Source organism: Paenibacillus sp. FSL K6-1122, from assembly GCF_037977015.1.
Taxonomy (GTDB): Bacteria; Bacillota; Bacilli; order Paenibacillales; family Paenibacillaceae; genus Paenibacillus; species Paenibacillus amylolyticus.
Genome location: NZ_CP150272.1, coordinates 3,908,247 through 3,927,909, shown reverse-complemented (window position 1 = coordinate 3,927,909; position 19,663 = coordinate 3,908,247). Strand labels below are relative to the sequence as shown.

General features: G+C 41.5%; 15 protein-coding genes. 2 read left to right on the top strand and 13 right to left on the bottom strand.

Annotated elements, in window-relative coordinates; translation table 11 throughout:
- Positions 1 to 194: 194 nt before the first annotated feature.
- The 7 genes from NSQ20_RS17730 to NSQ20_RS17700 all read right to left on the bottom strand — a co-directional run bounded on the left by NSQ20_RS17730 (position 195) and on the right by NSQ20_RS17700 (position 9,781).
- A complete protein-coding gene (locus NSQ20_RS17730; protein ID WP_340030447.1) occupies positions 195 to 1,655 on the bottom strand; it encodes a glycoside hydrolase family 1 protein in 1,461 nt (486 codons plus the stop codon).
- A 13-nt stretch (positions 1,656 to 1,668) separates the two neighbouring features.
- Positions 1,669 to 3,534 carry a beta-glucoside-specific PTS transporter subunit IIABC gene (locus tag NSQ20_RS17725; RefSeq protein ID WP_340030446.1) on the bottom strand — a complete coding sequence of 622 codons (1,866 nt, stop codon included), beginning with the start codon at positions 3,532 to 3,534 and terminating at the stop codon, positions 1,669 to 1,671.
- 146 nt (positions 3,535 to 3,680) lie between these two features.
- Positions 3,681 to 4,520 (bottom strand): PRD domain-containing protein, encoded by an 840-nt coding sequence (locus NSQ20_RS17720; protein ID WP_340030445.1) that lies wholly within the window; start codon positions 4,518 to 4,520, stop codon positions 3,681 to 3,683.
- A 303-nt stretch (positions 4,521 to 4,823) separates the two neighbouring features.
- Positions 4,824 to 5,711 carry a chromosome condensation regulator gene (locus tag NSQ20_RS17715; protein ID WP_340030444.1) on the bottom strand — a complete coding sequence of 296 codons (888 nt, stop codon included), beginning with the start codon at positions 5,709 to 5,711 and terminating at the stop codon, positions 4,824 to 4,826.
- 191 nt (positions 5,712 to 5,902) lie between these two features.
- Positions 5,903 to 7,834 (bottom strand): fructose-1,6-bisphosphatase, encoded by a 1,932-nt coding sequence (locus tag NSQ20_RS17710; RefSeq protein ID WP_340030443.1) that lies wholly within the window; start codon positions 7,832 to 7,834, stop codon positions 5,903 to 5,905.
- 255 nt (positions 7,835 to 8,089) lie between these two features.
- Positions 8,090 to 8,806 (bottom strand): class I SAM-dependent methyltransferase, encoded by a 717-nt coding sequence (locus NSQ20_RS17705; RefSeq protein ID WP_047843204.1) that lies wholly within the window; start codon positions 8,804 to 8,806, stop codon positions 8,090 to 8,092.
- A 66-nt stretch (positions 8,807 to 8,872) separates the two neighbouring features.
- Positions 8,873 to 9,781, bottom strand: a complete 909-nt coding sequence (locus tag NSQ20_RS17700; RefSeq protein WP_340030442.1) for a LysR family transcriptional regulator — start codon at positions 9,779 to 9,781, stop codon at positions 8,873 to 8,875.
- A gap of 145 nt (positions 9,782 to 9,926) precedes the next feature.
- Here NSQ20_RS17700 and NSQ20_RS17695 point away from each other — a divergent pair, with 145 nt between their 5' ends.
- The gene (locus NSQ20_RS17695) at positions 9,927 to 10,946 is read left to right on the top strand and encodes an alpha/beta fold hydrolase (RefSeq protein WP_340030441.1); all 1,020 of its coding nucleotides are present in this window, start codon (positions 9,927 to 9,929) and stop codon (positions 10,944 to 10,946) included.
- A gap of 321 nt (positions 10,947 to 11,267) precedes the next feature.
- Here NSQ20_RS17695 and NSQ20_RS17690 read toward each other — a convergent pair whose 3' ends face one another.
- From NSQ20_RS17690 to NSQ20_RS17665, 6 genes are all read right to left on the bottom strand, one after another.
- A complete protein-coding gene (locus NSQ20_RS17690; RefSeq protein ID WP_340030440.1) occupies positions 11,268 to 12,308 on the bottom strand; it encodes an NADH:flavin oxidoreductase in 1,041 nt (346 codons plus the stop codon).
- A 209-nt stretch (positions 12,309 to 12,517) separates the two neighbouring features.
- Entirely contained in the window at positions 12,518 to 13,093 is a 576-nt protein-coding gene (locus NSQ20_RS17685; protein WP_036673614.1) for a TetR/AcrR family transcriptional regulator, read from the bottom strand.
- A gap of 96 nt (positions 13,094 to 13,189) precedes the next feature.
- Complete coding sequence (locus NSQ20_RS17680) at positions 13,190 to 13,753, bottom strand: GNAT family N-acetyltransferase (RefSeq protein WP_101313857.1); 564 nt, start codon at positions 13,751 to 13,753, stop codon at positions 13,190 to 13,192.
- Positions 13,754 to 14,137: 384 nt separating this feature from the next.
- Positions 14,138 to 14,383, bottom strand: coding sequence for a hypothetical protein (locus NSQ20_RS17675; protein ID WP_340030439.1), 246 nt, complete (start codon positions 14,381 to 14,383; stop codon positions 14,138 to 14,140).
- 582 nt (positions 14,384 to 14,965) lie between these two features.
- Positions 14,966 to 16,129 carry an MFS transporter gene (locus NSQ20_RS17670; protein ID WP_076250661.1) on the bottom strand — a complete coding sequence of 388 codons (1,164 nt, stop codon included), beginning with the start codon at positions 16,127 to 16,129 and terminating at the stop codon, positions 14,966 to 14,968.
- A 456-nt stretch (positions 16,130 to 16,585) separates the two neighbouring features.
- Positions 16,586 to 18,448, bottom strand: coding sequence for a beta-glucoside-specific PTS transporter subunit IIABC (locus NSQ20_RS17665; protein ID WP_340030438.1), 1,863 nt, complete (start codon positions 18,446 to 18,448; stop codon positions 16,586 to 16,588).
- Between the two features lie 415 nt (positions 18,449 to 18,863).
- Here NSQ20_RS17665 and NSQ20_RS17660 point away from each other — a divergent pair, with 415 nt between their 5' ends.
- Positions 18,864 to 19,616: a MurR/RpiR family transcriptional regulator gene (locus tag NSQ20_RS17660; RefSeq protein ID WP_076250570.1), complete on the top strand. Its 753-nt coding sequence runs from the start codon at positions 18,864 to 18,866 to the stop codon at positions 19,614 to 19,616.
- Positions 19,617 to 19,663: the final 47 nt, after the last annotated feature.

Genomic DNA, 19,663 nt, shown 5'->3' with positions numbered 1-19,663 from the left:
TTAGCTTTTGAAAACCCTTGGACACCATAATGAACTGTAGACTGGATATTGTCAGCCACTTTAGCCATCAAAATAATTAATTTTTAGTTTTATTATTGATGCACAAAAAACCAAGTACTTGTCTCACAAAGTGATAAGTACTTGGTCTATTTGATGGAATTTAAAGATTGAATCATCTTTCGTTCGATTGCAAATTATATTTCCAAATCCAATCTTTCCCCGTTGGATTCAATCACCTTTTTATACCAGTGGAAACTGTCCTTTTTACTTCTTTTCAGGGTACCTCTGCCCTTGTTATCCTTATCTACATAAATGAATCCGTAGCGTTTCTCCATTTCGCCAGTTGAGGCACTAACGATGTCGATGCAACCCCAAGCCGTGTAGCCGATAAGATTAACGCCATCGAGGATAGCTTCTCTCATTTGTTCGATATGATCTCGCAGGAAATTGATCCTGTACGTATCATGGATAGAGCCATCCTCTTCGATGACATCAACCGCTCCCAGACCATTTTCAACGATCATTACAGGGATTCTATACCGATCGTACACATGATTGAGTACGTAACGAAGTCCAACTGGATCGATTTGCCATCCCCAATCATTTGCCTTCAAATAAGGATTTTTGAATCCACCAAAGACATTCCCCTGGGTCTCATCACCTTCTGGGCGGGTACCCACTACATGAGACTTGTAGTAGCTGAAGCTATAGAAATCAACACAGCCTTGTTTTAGCACTTCTACGTCCTCTTCTGCCATCTCAATCTGAATATTGTTCTCATTAAAATATCTCTTGGCAAAGTCAGGGTATTCCCCTCTAACTTGCACGTCGCTGCTCAGCATATTGTTAATCTGATCCATTCTCAGAGCCTTCAACATATCTTCCGGTTTACATGTACTTCCGTAACCATGACTATAATTAATCATACAACCGATTTGGAACGCCGGATTAATCTCATGAGCAAGTTTGACCGCTTTTGCACTTGCTATAAATTGATGATGTAAAGCCTGGAATCTTAATTGCGTACTATCCACAACCGTATTGTTAAATACACCACTATCATCAACTAATAATGCCCCTGCTATATATGCACCTGCTGGAACAATTAAACTATTGATCTCATTAAATGTAATCCAGTACTTCACGACATCCGTGTAACGGGTGAAAATGGTCTCACAATACCGTACGTAGCAGTCGATCATCTCTCTGGAAGCCCAAGCATTGAATTTCTCAGTTAGCGCAAACGGAGCTTCGTAATGTGAGATCGTAACGATAGGTTCAATATTATACTTTTTCAGTTCACTGAACACCTTGTCGTAAAATTGAAGTCCTGCTTCATTTGGCGTTACATCGTCCCCGTTGGGGAATATTCTGGACCAAGCAATGGACATTCTGAAGCTTCGAAAGCCCATCTCTGCAAACAGACGGATATCTTCTTTGTAATGATGATAAAAGTCTACTGCCTCATGGGAAGGATAGTTTACGCCCTCCTCAATGTGTTTAGTGATCCGTCTTGGAGTAGTATGCGTTCCACCCGTCATCATATCTGCTGTACTTGCCTTTTTACCATCAATGTTCCAGGCACCCTCGTATTGATTCGCCGCTGTTGCGCCGCCCCACATAAAAGAGTCTGGGAATACGGTTGTGTTCTTCATTGGAAATTCCTCCTTATATGATCTTAATTAGTTTTTCCCCGATCGTAATCGATGGTTTGTCTATACCAATTACATCTGTAAAGTCATCTGAATTCGTAACAATAATAGGTGTAGTCAGATCATAACCTTTGGCGGCTATTGCATCTGTATCGAATTCGATAAGTAAATCCCCAGCTTTTACTTCATCACCTTCTTGTACATGCACCTTGAAATGTTCACCTTTCAGCTTCACCGTGTTCATGCCGATATGAACGAGGAGTTCAGCGCCATTATTCGAGCTAATACCGATTGCGTGGAAGGTAGGGAATACCGCGGATATGACACCATCGGCTGGTGAAACAAGCTTTCCAATTGTAGGTTCAATGGCGATCCCTTTTCCCATAGCTCCAGTTGCAAAAGCTTCGTCCTTTATTGTTGATAACTCTAGAACTCGACCAGTCATTGGTGCTATGAGCACATGTTCAGAAACACTAACAACAGGCACACGGTTTGTTGAAGATGAATTGGCTGGTGTTTGTTGATCCTCTCCATCCTCAGGCACATCTTCAAATCCTAAAATAAGCGTCATCAAGAAGGTAACAACAAAGCCAATGACCAGACCAATTGCTGCATGGATTAGGTTCCATGGATTATCAGTGATAAATGCTGGCAACGTAGCCAAGCCGGCAATGCCTAGAGCAGATCGAGCTACTCCGAACAAGCCAACGTATATTCCGCCTACAATACCACCAATGACAACAGCGATCAGTGGTTTTTTCAACCGGAGATTTACACCAAACAATGCAGGTTCGCTAATTCCTAACAGCGCAGTTACACTTGTAGAGTATGCAACTTGTTTAAATGCCTTATTTTTGGTTCTTAATGCGACCGCGAGCGCAGCTGCACCTTGAGCAATATTGTGTACGAGCATACCTGGGCCAACAATGCCATCGGTTTTTGTTTGTGCATAAGCTGTGAGGACAACGGGTCCCAAACTATAGTGCATTCCCGTCAGAATCAGGAATGGGAATGCCCCGCCGATAATACCAGACACTAACCATCCTGCGTGTGTATTGACATAGGATACAGCAGAAGCAAGGTAGTTACCGGCAATTGCACCCAATGGGCCTAGAACAATTAATGTTAGAGGTGCCATAACAAGGATTACAACTAACGGTTTCAAAATGGATTTGATCACGGAAGGAGAATACTTTTCAGCAAATCGCTCCACATATGACAGGATCCATACAGCTAGAATAATTGGAATAACGGAAGAAGAATACGTTGCTTGTGTGACAGGCAGACCAAAGAACGTAACAGGCTCACCCGCAGACATCAACGCCGAAAAGCTAGGATGTAACAAGATACCCGCAATGGTTAACGCAAAGCCTACATTAGCTTTAAGTTTAACAGCAGCACTCCAGGCGAGTAGCATTGGCAAGAAGTAATAAGCCGCATCCCCGACGAAAGTCATAATCGTATTAAATTGACCGTCAAGGTCAACCAGATTAAAGGTTTTCAAAATGAGAAGAACTGCCTTAATCATGGCGCAACCGATCATTGCGGGTAGAATTGGTGTGAAGATTCCGGCAATCGTGTCCAGAACCGTAGAGACTTTTCCTTTTTTCACAGTTGGAGCATCATTCTTGCTTGTAAAGTTCCCTAGCTGCGCAAGGGCTTTATAGACGTTGTTGACCTCATTACCGATAATGACTTGATACTGACCTCCACTGCTGGCAACGCCCACAACTCCTTGTACGTTTTTCAGTGCTTCGTTGTTTGCAATCGACTCGTCTTTTAAGTTAAAGCGAAGCCTGGTAGCACAGTGTGTAACACTTTCAATGTTTTTTTCACCACCAACAAGTTTTAGAATGTCGGTAGCCGTTTGTTCATGTTTCATTTTTGTTCCCCCTTCAATGTATTATTTTACAAAAAAAGACCTAGAGTTCTATCGAATATAGATATGCTCTATACACGATGGAACTCTAGGTCTTGCCTGCATCACCAGTAACAATCCTAGTATAGTCATTATGGAGCGATGATGGGTCAATCCCTTTCTTCATCAGTCACCCTTTTGATATGAACAGTTAAATACACCAATTCGTCTTCGGTTAATTCTTTCCCATAGTCTACCCGAATCAACTGCGCAATTCTTAGACTACATTGGTACTCTAGCTTATATTTTTCTTTAATAATATTGAGGAAATCGTTATCATTACTTTTCATCACCGTATTGTTAAACAGACGATAGGCAAAAAACTTTAGATGCGTGATCAGTCTGGAGTAGTGAAGGGAGCTTTCGTTAAAGTGAATTTTGAACTGATAACGAATAATATTTAAAACCTTTTGAATCAATTGTGTCATCTTCATGGTATCTTCCATTTCAGATCCGAGCTCTGCATTGACAATATGAAGCGCAATAAATCCGGCCTCATCTTCAGGCAACGTAATGTTGAATTCTTGATTAATCATATCCAAAGCCTTCAAAGCCACTCGATACTCATTGGCGTAGAATGCTTTAATTTCAGACAATAACGCATTGTTGAAATTCATTCCCTGTTTATAGCGTGATACGGCGAAGTTAATATGGTCTGTTAGCGTCAAATATATATTTTCATTCAGCTCTTTATCCAAGGACTCCTTGGCATATTGAATAATACTATCGGACACACGGATGTACTCCATCGGAATCTGCGCGAGCAGGGCATATAATTTGCCAGTTACATTTTTGGACTTCAGGAAAAATTCTTTCTCAATCTTCTCTGTGTCCACATCGTCGCCCTTTTTCTTCTGAAAACCAATGCCACTTCCTAGAAGCATCATCTCCTGGCGTCTTTCATTTACAGCGCAGACGACATTATTATTAATAATTCGCGTGATTTTCATACGAATCTCCTTTTAAAATGAAACGTTAACAGAATTTAGCAAATAAAAAAGACCATTAATAGTGCACACATGGTAATTATACTCTACATGTTTGCATATTAATCGGTCTTGCCTGCTGATCAGTAACAATCCTGATTATATTCATTATTTACTTGTACGATTATCTTAGTGGAAGGCGTTAAATTTGTCAATATAGTCATTTGGAGTACTTTCTATAACTTAAAACGATCAATTAAAATTATACGTTAAGCGTGCCGCTAAAATAGCGACTTCCATAGGAATATGTCCTTATCCCTCGACATTTTATTGTTGGATGTTACTCCATCCGCTTACATCACATTGTCCATAATCATTATTACCCACAGCAACCATCGTATCATCCGATTTCAGTCCAATCGTATGGGCACACCCCGCCGAAACAGCTCTAATTCCGTGCCAGCCACGTACATCACATTGGTTATGTTTATTCGAACCCACAGCAACCATTGTAGCGTCGGACTTAAGACCAACAGTATGATAACTCCCCGCTGCAACTGCTACAATATCGCGCCATCCGCTTACGTCGCATTCACCTTCATTATTTCTTCCCACAGCCAGTACCGTACCATCCGATTTGAGCCCAACTGTATGAAGATACCCCGCCGAAACAGCCAATATGTCGCCCCAGTCGTTTACGCTACATTGGTTATATTTATTGTTACCAACTGCTGTTGCCGTTCCGTCTGATTTTAGACCAACTGTATGCCAGTCACCCGTCGTGACCGATACAATATCGCGCCAGCTGCTCACGTTGCATTCGCCTTCATTATTTCGCCCCACTGCAACCACGGTGCCATCTGATTTAACCCCAACCGTACGGCACCAACCTGCCGAAACGGTTACAATATCGCGCCATTCGCTTACATTGCATTGGTCATGCTTATTCCAACCTATAGCAGTTACCGTACCATCAGATTTAAGACCAACGGTATGTGCATTACCGGTGTTCGTAGCCATATGAACATTACCCGCTGCAACTGCGACGATATGGCACCAATCGCTTACCTTACATTGACCATATTTATTATCACCCACAGCTATTACTGTTCCGTCAGATTTAAGAGCAACGGTATGACGGCGACCTGCCGCTATGGTACAGTTACGGAACCGTTTCGTCTCAAAAACCGCTTCCTTCCGTGAATTGTAGTCCATATCTTCCTCCTCTCCACCAATTGAAAATCCTCGTTTAGTTCAACTGTAAGTCATAAAGTTTGTTGTTAAATCGCATGTTACAAAAGAAAGGCTCGCACAGGCAGGGTATTATTACTTCCCTGCCCAATACGAGCGTCTATGTCATATTGCACTCAAACGGTTGATCCGAATGTGTACTTTTAGCAATCGTTTCATTTCATGTGGCGATAGTCTAATAGATCCTTCAAATTTGAAATTTTCTGCAACAGCTTTTCTCCGACATTGGTTTCCCTCACCAGCTTCCGCGCCAGTTCTTTGTCCACCAATCTTTTTAGAGATAACACGTCCGTTCCGTTACATAACACATCTTCTTTTGAATTAAATTTCTTGTGGGCGACGAGCTGCATGCCAAAGGAATTGTACAACAAGGTATATCCGGCAATGCCCGTTGTGGATTGATAGGCTTTGGAAAAACCGCCGTCAATCACGATCATTTTTCCGTTTGCTTTAACAGGGCTCTCTCCACTAATTTCTTTGACTGGCGTGTGCCCGTTAATGACATGTCCATGATCTGGATTCAAATCAAACTCCTGCAAGATTATTCGACAGATCTCTTCATTTTCACGTAAATGGTAGTACGGATTCTTTCTCTCCTTATGTGCTTCTTTATCTTGGATGAAATACCGCTCAAAAGTGGTCATTTCTCTCTTTCCAAAGAGCGAGGAACATTCTCCTGTCCAGATGTACCATACCATATCCGTCGCCAGATCTTCTGTCTCTTCCGGATGCGCAAAGGCGTAACGTAAATAGTCTTCAAAAACATCAAGCAATTGACGGCCCGCATATGTCTTGTCTTCAATCTGCATTTCCTCCATATTTCCTTCTTCATCCAAAGGAATACAGCCGTGGATTAACAAATTCCCGTTGTATTTCAAATAAAGGCTGCCCTTTTTCATGAGAAAATTCATATGTCTGGCCATCTTTTCGGAATGCTGAACGGAAAACAACAGCTTTTCCATCACCTGGCGTTCTTCCTCAAGCAATTGTTCGGGCTTCTGCGGATTTACGGTTGCGAAACAGGTGTTTTCCAGGTGGTACGTTTTACCGCAGATGTTGATTTCATTGTTGTCGTAATCAATCTGCTCCAGCAAAAGTCTTTCAGACATATTAAAGTATGGGCGTCTCTTGATAATCGGGCTTTCAAGTTTAAACTGAATCATGGCAATGGCTTGGTGAATTTTGGTGATCTGCAGAATTTCCTGCTCCGATACATTATGTCCAGCCTGTAACTTAGGTCTGAAGGACGGATTGTCTTCGTAATATTTCTCCGCCAGGTTTAGCAGTGGGCGCAGATTGATTCCGTATACATCTTCAATGATGTCCAGATTATCGTATCTGGCGCAGATCCGAATAATATTCGCAAGGCAGACCAGAGAACCTGCGTAGGCTCCGATCCAGAGGACATCATGGTTCCCCCACTGTATGTCTACAGAATGGTAGTTGATCAGCGTATCCATGATTTTATCGGGGTACGGCCCCCGGTCATAGATATCTCCAACCACATGAAGATGGTCAACCACCAGGCGCTGTGTCGTATAAGCAAGGCCGATAATGAGATTGTCCGCCTGGCCCAAAGAAATAATTTGCCGATATATTTCCTCGTAATAAGGATCCTTATTGTTGGTCGAATCCGTCTTGTATAAAAGCTCTTCTACAATATATACATATTGCTCTGGCAGAGCTTTACGTAATTTTGAGCGTGTATACTTGGAAGAGGCATAAGAAATAAGCTTAAGCATGTGTTCAATGGTTAGTCTATACCACTGGTTCAAAGCCTGTTTATTGCTCAGTTCCCCTATAACCAGCTGTATTTTTTCTTCCGGGTAATAAACCAACGCCGCAAAATCATTGATTTCTTGATCCGTCCAAACCTCCCTGAATAATTCTTTGATTTTCTCTTTGACGGTACCCGAACCGTTTCGTAGTACATGCTGAAAAGCCTGAAACTCCCCATGCAAATCACTGACAAAATGCTCGGTTCCCTTCGGGAGATTGGAGATCGCTTCAAGGTTGATGATCTCTGTTATGATTTTTTCTTCCGTATCATATTTCTCGGCCAATAAATCTAGAAACTGCTCATCCAAAACAGATGTCCCCCTTCAAGGAAGTATGGTGTTGTATAGCCGGGTCCAAAAGCTTTAGACCGATATCAAATTACACTCTGTACATGGCATTGATTATATGATAGTTATCAGCAACGCCTTCCCCAATCATACTCCAGTTCATCATATATGAACAAATTTCATTGAATGGATTTGAATGAAACAATGTTTGTAGTTATTTAGGAATAAGAACTGTGTTCAATCTGTTCTGGTCCCTCGACATTTTTTTACTAACTGCTATTTTACACAATGAAAAATAAACGATCTATTCTCAGAATTTGCTTGTTTGAATTCCCAATCACCATATGTTTTAATTTTTGAAAAACCGATTTGTTTCAGCGACTCATTGAATTCTTCTTGATTTCGAAACCTCAGCTGCATTTTTTCATGAACTAACACTTTGTCTGTTTTAGTATTTTTTACTATTTCATAGAAAGTGTAAATATCTCCCTCAAACCCTTCATATTCTGTATAAATTTCTAAAGGATCTCCGCTTAGTCTATCTTTAGCTAAGTCAGGAGTTTTGTCCTTCTCCCATTCTTCCCATACTTTTACCAAAGGGTTTCTTGTATCAAAAATAAAGTGACCCCCGATTTTTAGGGATCGGAATACGTCTGAGATTACTCGTTTCCAGCTGTCATCTGTAAGAAATACCTGTGCAACATTCGCTGTCATAATTACCGCATCATAGGTATTGGTTTGTAAATCCGCACTATCACCTATAATCCATTCCACACTTTCAGAATTATCTTTACTTCGCGCTATTTCAATCGCTTCTTCATTGGGATCTATAGCGGTAATTTTATAACCGCACTGAACAAGATGAGTAGTCCATCTTCCTGTTCCACAGCCCAGATCAGCTATAGATTCTACTTGTAATCTCTTTAACAATGAAAGGAAAAATTCATCGTCTTTTCCCCAATGGTTAATCTGGTCATATACTAATGGAATCATAAATAATGTCTCCCCACTTTCAACAGCATTTTACTGTGCTCAAGAGTTTGATGTCTCGTACATAAGCTATACGGTTTTATTTTCACTCTGTGAACCAAAAACTACCCTAGTTGCTTCTATAAAAGATAACATGATTGGTGAAAGCCACTTGTCTTTATGCCACAACATCTGTGTATATACCTGCAAGTCCGGAATTTGCCATGGGAGGACAACAAGTTCTCCGCGTTCAACTTCAGATTCCGCGACGATCTCAGGAAGAAAGGCAATACCGATTCCTGAAATTGCACATTGTTTAATGGCTTCAGCACTTTGAAACTCTAAATATGTAATGCTATCAATGCCCTCTTTCTCAAATGACCGATCAAACATCGTCCGATAGGGACAACCCTTCTCATTTGTCAGGAACACTTCATCATGAAAATCTTCCAATTGCAGCACAGTTCGTTTGGCGAGTGGGTGATCTGGAGCAGCTAACAATCGGAAATGTTCTTCCAGCAAAGGTTCCACGGAAAGTCCACTCGAGCGAATAGGTTCATCCAACATATAAACAATATCCGTGGTCCCCTCAAAGAGCGTTTGCTTGAGCTCTTGATTCGGAACTGAGCGGAAAATTAAGCGAACTCCCGGATGCTGCGAACGAAACCGTTGGAAGACAGGTGGAAGCCGATAGGAGCAAATAACCTCATTCGCACTTATCGTTAAGGTTCCACTTAGTTTTTCATTATCATGGACAGCACTACGAGCTTCGTCCATTTTTTCGAGAACGCCTTGGGCGTGTGTTAAAAAGCGTTTACCCGTAGTTGTGAGCGCGAGTTGCTTGCCCAACCGATCAAAGAGGCGAACACCTAGCTCATCTTCCAATGCTTTAATTTGCATCGTGACGTTGGAAGGAACGTAGCTCAGCACTTCTGCTGCCCGCGTGAAATTCAATGTTTTTGCAACCGTACAAAACGTATTCAGTTGACGCAATTCCATCCGATGATCCCTCCTTCATCTTTCAATTTTATTGAATACTATCTTGAATTCTATTCACTTTTATTGAGAGTATCACAGCTCTATACTGAGTACAAGAGATCACAGTGAACATGTGGTTTTTCATTTTGAAGGGAGCAATTATACGATGGATTATGAAATTTTTAATTTGGGTGATGTACTCTTACAATCAGGAGTGACGTTACCAAACGCTTATCTCGCTTATCAAACTTACGGAAAATTAAATGAACAGAAAGATAATGTTATTGTCTATCCAACGGCTTTTGGTGATCAGCATATTCAGAATGAATGGCTCATTGGCAGCGGGATGGCACTGGATCCAGAGAAATATTTTATTATCGTTCCGAATTTGATGGGCAATGGACTCTCTTCCTCTCCCAGTAACACGCCTCCTCCATTCGATCGGGCTAACTTTCCACAGGTAACCATCTATGATAACGTACGTTTCCAGCACCAACTGCTGACCGAAAAATTCGGTATTCAAAAGATTGCTCTCGTCGTCGGGTGGTCGATGGGCGGCATTCAGGCATTTCAATGGGGGGCAAGTTACCCGGAGATGGTTGAACGAATCGCACCTTTCGGAGGCATCGCCAAACCTTGGCCTCACACATTTGTGGTCCTGGAAGGCGTGAAAGCTTCACTGCTATCCGCAGTCGGCTTCGACTCAAGTAAATTAAACCAACTAAGTTCTACAGACATGCGTGCCGTTGGTCGGGTGTATGCGGGATGGGGACTATCACATGCGTTTTATAGAGAAGAGCTATACCGTGAGATGGGATTTGACACATTGGAGGATTTTGTAGCTGGTGTCTGGGAAAATAGCTTTATGAATATGGATCCGCATAATGTTCTGGCCATGTTATGGACAGGTCAACATGCAGATATCAGTGCAAACCCCTCCTATAACGGAGACTTTGATAAAGCACTTCAGAGCATAAAAGCTTATGCCTGTATCATGCCGGGAAGCACGGATCTCTTCTGCACAGCGGAAGATAATGAATACGAAGCTAAGCGTATACCTAATGCTGTCTTGAAACCGATCCAATCGATCTGGGGCCATTTTGCCGGTCGTGGAATCAACAGTGCCGATAATCAATTTATTGATGAGAATTTAAAACACTTGTTGTCACTTAGCACTAATGAATAGATCGTCACTTGCATTGGGAATTCAGTGAAGAGAAGCGTTGATCTTTCGGAGGGAGAGCTCCCCCCAAGCAGTGGTGTTGTTGAGTGATGATGTAGAAATTAAGGAACCAGCAATAATGAAGTTGAGAACCTTATTCCGATGTTTCTTTTGCATCCTCTGCCAGTCTCATCTCTATGTCTTTCATCTTTAATTCCACCGGATAACTCACTCTGGTTGGCATTACAAACACACCTCCAAGATGATCTCCCTATCTTACGACAAGGTTTCATTCTCTTGAAGGTGTGTTTGATTACTACATATTCCTAATGATTATAACTACAATTAAGTAAGTACAGTCATCGCCTCTCTTGTGAATGGAACCAGATCATCAGTACGTCCTTCTTGAATTTTCTTAACCCATTCAGGGTCGACTAGAAGAGCACGGCCTACAGCAACCAGATCAAACTCATCATTCTGAAGTCGTTGTACCAATCCCTCGATACCGACGTTACCTGCGCCTTTACCTTCTGTGAACAGACTTGTAAAGTCACCATCAAGACCAATCGATCCAACAGTGATTGTCGGTTTACCAGTCAGTTTTTTGGTCCAACCAGCAAAATTCAGATCAGACCCTTCGAATTCCGGCTCCCAGAAACGGCGTGTGGAACAGTGGAAGATATCGACTCCAGCTTGAACCAACGGTGCGAGAAGCTGCTCCAGTAATTCCGGTGTTTCAGCCAATTTAGCCTGATAATCATCTGTCTTCCACTGAGATAAACGCAGTACAATCGTGAATTCCGGTCCCACTACTTCACGGCAAGCCTCTATCACTTCAACTGCAAAACGTGTGCGAGCCATCATATCTCCACCGTAACGATCCGTACGAGAGTTGGTTTTCTCATACAGGAATTGGTCGATCAGATAGCCGTGTGCTCCATGGATTTCAACACCATCGAACCCAACGCGTTTCGCTTCTGCAGCTGCTTGTGCGAATTCCTGAACGATTGTAGCAATCTCAGCTTCCGAATAATCATTAACATGACCTTTGGCTCCCATATGCCAGATCTGTGGAATAATACGACCGCCAGCTTCATGTACTTCGGATACAACATGTGCCCAACCATTCATTGCAGCTTCGCCATAAAAGTGCGGCACATTGGCTTGATTGGATGCATCCGGATGATTAATTATTGTCCCTTCCGTCACAATAAGCCCCACTGCGTTCTCTGCTCTGCGGCGATAATAGCCCGCAACATTCGAACCCGGGATACCGTCCGGAGAAAATTGACGCGTCATCGGCGCCATCACGATCCGATTGGATAACTTCAAGTGACCTAACTCTATAGGTTGGAACAATGCTTCTACGGATTGAGAATAATTCATAATAACCTCCACATATTTCATTTTTTTTATATAGATTGACCTAGGAGATGTTAAACAGCAATCAGCCTGGTTAACAGCTAGACGTTATTTCCAAATGAATCAATACACGATTTTTCTCGAAAAGCCCCACCTCCTTCAAGCTTTCGTGGTGTATTAATCCGCCTTCAATTATTTTTGACTTCGTAGTCAAGAATTTCACAAAAAAAAGATCAAGACATGATCATGCCAAATGAAGTACGCAGAACCGTCTCGATCTGTTCACGGGATGAACCTGATTTCTCCATAACTCTCACACCAAGAATGGTGTTATTTAGATAAGATGCAAGCTCTATACTCGTATACCGGTTGGAAATTAACTGTTGTTTCTGGCCACTACTTATGATCTTCTCTAATACCAGTTGAATCTCTTCTGCCATGAGCTCAGCTTCGCGTGTGACCTGCTCGTCATCTGTTCCGAATTCGAGTGATGCATTCACAATTAGACACCCTTGGCAGCTAGTTTCATCGTCTAAAAGGGAATATCGTAAGGTATCCAGTTTATCAACGGGAGACGAATCCAGGGCTTCAATCTCTTTCAGTTTCGCTATAACCTGTTCACGGTAAATTGCCAGCGCCTTCAGAAACAACGATCGCTTGTCTTTAAAAACACAGTACAAACTTTGCTTTTTGACTCCTGTAGTACGCGTAAGGTCCTCATAAGAAGTTGCTTTGAAGCCTTGATTCCAGAACACTTCCATAGACTGGTGTAATACACGATCGACATCAAATTCTCTTGGTCTGCTCATGGGATTAATGTATCAGTTATTGACCACGCAGTCAAGAACCGATCATTTTACATCCTAATCTCTACGGTATTTTCCTGCAGGTCCATTGAATGCGGTCTAACTCTTCCGGTAAGCAACCTTGTGAAAAGCATTGATATAACGAAACAGTGCTTCACCATCATCAGGCACATGCGTACTTGTATCCAGTGGCAGCATCATTGCCTGATATGGCTCTGGCACCATTCTATATTGATGGACATAGGAGGTTAGGATGAACCCGTTGCGTTGCCAGAACTGAATGCGTTCCTGATGAGCCTCCGTTGTCCCGAACTCCGCCTCGATAATCATACCTTTGATCCGGTGTTCCCTTAAGGCCCAGGCTCTGAGTTGCTCTAGCATCCAGGTCCCTATGCCCCACCCACGCAACTTCTGTTCAACCGCGAGGTAATCGATGATCAGGATGCGGTCCGCAACCTTCCCCTCCAGTCCAGTAACAGCCATCGCAACCACTTCTCCATGATGCACGCCCGTGTGTAAATAACCAATCTTCCGGTCCAGCATACTGCGCAGAATCGCTTTTGTCTTAGCGCCGCTTTGAAAAGCCTCATGATAGATTCGCTCCATCCGCGCCCACAATGCTTCATCCCACTCCTCTATAGTCGTAAACTCTAATTCCAACATCTCATTCGCCTCCAGCTTTAATTCAGATTTATCGTGATTCAAGACATGTAAGAGATATTCCTTCCGGTTTAATGGATTATGATCGTATCTTGTGCATGAAGGCACTTCACCATCGAAGGGCTGATAGCCATAAAATTCGGACGGGTTCGACCTCTTTATTCTTCGATCGTACTTCCTTTGACGAATTCTGCGAATTCTGAAGACTGTAGCATTACTTTAATCTTAAAAGTTAAACTTATGTTTTTATCGTTCGCATACCTGGCGTACATTCGCAAAATTCATCTATCCTGCCCGTTAACGTAATGAAGGCTGCACCGGCTAACACAGGCAGCTTCATTTTCGTTGTATATTCAATTATAATTTCTACGTTAGCGCAATAAAGCATTAAGTTTTTATATCTTCTTTAGCCGTTTGTCTATATCGAATTATGGAAAGAGGTAAATTAACTACTCCAAGAATAAAAGAAGAGCCAATAGATATCCATTGAGATATTGAAGGATAATTCGGTTTTCCGTCTCCTACAGGTCCTATTTTGGGTTGGTGGCTATCCCACAAAACATATAAGAGACCAATAGCAGGTAACAATATGCAAATTACACTTGCAACTATATGTAACACATACTTGTTCAATCCTACCCCTCCATTTATTGTATTCATGTCTTGAACTCTGTTTATATTATAACGTTATCTAAAACGGGAAATTACACTAACCTACTCCTTAGTTTAACAAAAATTTTTCTCCTTTAAGATATTTCCTAAAATAGTTTTCAATAACTGATGGAAAATTTGCCGCTAAGGATTGTTGTTCATATCGACCAAATAAAAAATTCTTCTAATAACTCGACATAATTCTCTTCCAGTTGATTTACTTTGCTATACGATGAAATAAATACTTTCCTATTATCAGATGAAAGATGCAAATTTGAGAATTGTTAGTTGTGGTGTAACAAGGCTTGGAGGTTAGTACTCGTCTCAACCGGTATATAAATGTATGCGGAAACCGTCGATAAGCTTGACTTCATTCGCTGTGAACTTAATCCCATCACATCAAGCTTTGGTGCAGTTGGACCTACTATTATTGGGTTAATGAGTTATGAATTATAAAACAAAGAAAGCAGCTGATCACTTGGGTCAGCTGCTTTCTTATTGTTATAGAAGGTTTTATACATCGTTAAGAGGCATGTAACAAACGAAGATGATACAAGTGTTTATTTATTGCAAAGATTTTTTCGTTTGTTTTCTTTTAGGTAGAGAGTTATCAAGCAACGTTGTTACGATGCCAATCACAAGGGCAAGCGCGCCGATCCATGGGATGTAGTTCAACAAACTGTGGTTGACAGCAATACCCCCGATACCAGCTCCGGCAGCCATTCCAACTTGTCCAATCGCGCTATGCAAACTAAGTACAATGCCTGAAGCAGCGGGAGCGAGACTTATAAGCTGGAATTGGATCGGCGTACCTGAGGACCAGGCTGCTATTGCCCAGAAAATAAGTAATATATATAGAAGAAATATGGATTGGCCTATAAACGGGAACAACAGTAATGCAGTGGCGTGGAGTACCATGCCACCAGCTAGTGTACGGAATGTGCCCCATTTATCTGTACTGAGTCCTCCTATTTTGGAACCAATAGCACTAGCGATACCAAATATAAACAGGGCTACCGTTACACCTTGATCACTCATACTAAATATATCAAGGAGATACGGTGAAATGTACGTAAATAAAATGGAATATGAGCCTAACCACACGAACGTAATCAGTAACGCTGCTGCGATACGCGGTTGCATGATGAATTTAAACTGATCACGCAAAGGAACAACTTCTTCAGCAACTACTTTGGGTATGATCAGCAGCGCTAGGAATAAGAGAATAAGTCCTATTACTCCAAGACCAATAAATATGATGTTCCAATCATAATGGGAAGCTACAACCCTACCTATGGGTACACCGATAACTAATGCCGTACTATTTCCCATAATAACTGTAGCAATTGAACTGCCTTGCTTTCCTGGATCAGCCAAAACCGCAGCAAGAGTAAGGAGCGTAACCTGAATAACACCGGCACTAAGTGCTGAAATAATTCTAGCTACGATAAGCATCTCATATCCTGTTATCGTTGCAATTAAAATGTTAATAACAGAGAATACAGTTAATGCATAAACTAAGAGTTTTTTTCGGTCTAATTTAGATGTGAAAGCAATTAAAAAAGGAGTACCTACGCCAAATGCTATAGAGAACACTGTAATTAGCTGTCCAGCAGAAGAAACTGAAATGTTGCTAGATTCAGCAATTTTGTCTAGGATCCCGGCAATAACATACTCTGATGCGCCATTAAGAAAACTAATTACAGCTAATAAATATATTTTCCACATATTTTTCAACAATTGCACCTTCTTATTTCTGTATTTCTAGAAAAATAGATTAATTAACTATTCACTAAAATAAATATTCTACATTCACTCATCTGGGACAAAACCATTTTCTATATAAGACCCTTCTATTGAATTAGTAGCTAAAGACCTTCCCACATTAAAACATCCGCTAATCGAATGGTTAGACTCATTTGTGTGTTCCACCTTTCAGTGTTAACTCCGTAAGAGATTTCTCCATATTCAGAGTAATCCTACTTATCCGTCTGTAATACATTTTATTTTGCAAAACTTATGTTACTTTTATTATTCAAATAAATATATACATTTTGGCATTTTAGTTTGAATTAACATGAGATCACATTTGTTACTCAAAAGTAACGCAGTGTTTTATTTTATTTAAAAACGGCAGCGTTCCAGAAATAACTTGGAATCACTGCCGCTATTAATAACACCAAATTAGGCTTTGACTGTGTACATCAATTCTTTTTCATTAATTGTGGTACGCCCAGCCGATTGGACATCGGTATATTGAACCATGTTCGTAATAATGACCGGGGTAATCATATTGTAACCCGCTTTTTCGATCTCTTCACGGTCAAATTCCATCAATAGATCACCTACGGATACTTTTGCTCCTGCCTGAATCTTGGGCGAGAAAAATTGGCCTTTCAGCTTTACCGTATCAATCCCGATGTGAATCAGCATCTCTGCGCCAAGATCACTTACGAGACCAATAGCATGTCCACTCTTGGACACAGATATTACTGTGCCGTTAACCGGAGATACTGCACGTCCTTCAGCAGGTTGAATGGCAAATCCTTTACCCATCATTTCTTCTGAAAAAGCAGGATCTGGCACTAGGCTAAGTGGCTTAACTTCCCCATTCATGGGGCTGAATATTTGTTGATCCTGTAATTTAGTGTCTTCATTTACTACAGGTGTAGTTGTGGATATTGCTGATGGTGCAGCTGCCTCTTCCTGGAAGCCCAGAAAATAAGTAATTACGCTAGCTACAACGAATGCAATTAAAGCAGCAATCAGTGCAAAGAGCAGGTTGCTAATGTCTGGACCGACATATGAGGCAGCTCCCGGAAGACCTACAGTGCTAATGAAATAGGCTTTAACAGAAAAGGTTCCCAGAAACGCCCCAGCGACTGCGCCCCCAATGAGCGCTGCAATAAATGGTTTTTTGAATTTCATGTTAATTCCGTACATGGCAGGCTCCGTAATTCCCATAAGAGCGGTCAGTCCTGTAGAATATGAAAGTGATTTGGTTTGGGTGTTTTTAGACTTGAAGCCCACACCAAATGCAGCACCACCCTGGGCCATATTAGCTGCGAACATTAACGGAACGATAAAATCGTAACCAAGTGTTGCAATCGAACCAACTGCAAGCGGCAACAGTGCATAATGCATGCCTGTAATAATCAGCACAGACATTGTGCCACCAATCAAGATACTTGCCAAAATGGATGCGTTATCAAATAACCATCTGATACCCCCAGATAAACCGTTTCCAATAATGCCACCCAGTGGCCCGATCGCGATCAAGGTTAGTGGTACCATGATGAGTAACGTAACCGTTGGTACAACAATCAGTTTCAGTGAAGAATGAGTGATGCGGTCAATCGCTCTCTCCACGTAAGCAGCGATCCAGATTGCAATGACGATGGGAATAACCGATGATGCATAGGATGTGGCAATAACCGTAATGCCTGCAAACGAAGTATTACCCTCTTGAAGCAACGCTGTAATGGTTGGATGCATGAGACCAGTCGCTAGTGCAGCACCTACATAAACATTGCTCCCCATTTTCTTCGCAGCACTAATGGCCAGAATAATGGGCAGGAAGTAGAATGCGCCATCGCCAACCGCAGACAAAATGATATAGGTTGAACTTGTATTTGTCATCCAACCAAGAGCCACCAGAATGGACACGATCCCTTTGATCATACCTGCGCCAGCAATTGCTGGCAGGATTGGCGTGAACATGCCCGAGATGAAATCAAATAATGCGCTGATCGGATTTCTTTGTTTCTTTCCACCTTTTGGAGCACTCTCTCCGTTAGGCTTCATGCTCATATTGTTCACTAGTGCTTTGTACACTTCGGAAACTTCATTGCCAATAATCACCTGAAACTGTCCACCGTTTTCCGTTACACCCATAACGCCAGGTGTGTTTTTTAACGTTGTTCTGTCTGCTAGATTGTTATCGTTTAGATTGAATCTGAGTCGAGTCATACAGTGCGTAACTTGATCGATATTCTCTTCCCCACCAACCAGTTTGAGAATATCTTTGGACAATTGTTGTTTATCCATGATGTAAGGCTCCTTCGACGTATATTAAGGTAGTAAAGCTAAATTTTTGAGGATGGCAAAACAAACTCATTATGTTTTCATATGACAGCTATTGTGACATTCTTAAGCAGACTAAGGAAGCTCAACAAGCTTGAAACTGGAACTAGTTAAGGGTAGGTTGGTTTATTCGTTGCCACCTTCGTTCTCTGACCATGGACGCGTTAGCCAGTTATAATGGAAGTGCGAAACATATGTTATAACGTCATGTTACTCAGAACAGAGAAGAAAATATATATTGTTTAAGTGTTTAGTTTCCTTTGACACGAAATGATTTTTGTAACAAAAATGTAACGCGTTGTTTTTTGCGCATAGGTAATGTATACTGCCTAAGCAGGTTACCTATTATTTTTATTATGGTCTAAGGGAGTGTATATCCATGTTCACCAGTGAACAAATCTCATCCTATAATGAATTGGAATTATCTTTATATAACTATATTTCTCAGAACATGGAAAAAGTGGCGTACATGCGGATTAGAGAGCTGGCCGATGAAACTCATGTATCTACAGCCACCATTATGCGATTTTGCAGAAAGAATCAATGTGAGGGATTTTCGGAATTTAAAGTAAAACTTAAGATGCTCATTTCCCAAAAGGGTAAACTAACGAAGCAGGAGTTAAAAAGTCCACATCATGCTGTGTATGAGTTTTTTGAACGTTCTCAATCTCCTGAATTGGAGGAAAAAATTCAAACGGCAGCAAAGTTAATTGCTAAAGCCAGTAGCGTCATTTTTATTGGTATCGGGAGCTCTGGAATAATGGGTGAGTATGGAGCCCGATTTTTCTCAAATCTAGGGATATGCTCCGTGTACATAAAAGATCCTCATTATCCTGTTCATATCAAAATGCAAAAAGACAGCGTTACGATTGCATTATCTACGCGAGGTGAAAACCCGTATGTTCTACCTTATCTCCAACGGATCAAGCAGGAGCAAAATAAAATTGTGGCGATAACAAACAATCGCCAATCCACCATGGCTAAAATATCAGATGTGAATATCCCTTATTATGTAAAAGAAGAGTATTATGAATCCACTAACATCACCACTCAGGTTCCTGTTGCGTTCCTTTTAGAATGGCTGGGACGAGAGGTTTTCAAAGAAATGGTAAATACAGAATTAGAGCTATGAGAGAGAACCCGATCTTTTTATAAACACGCACCAGAAAGAGAGCCCTC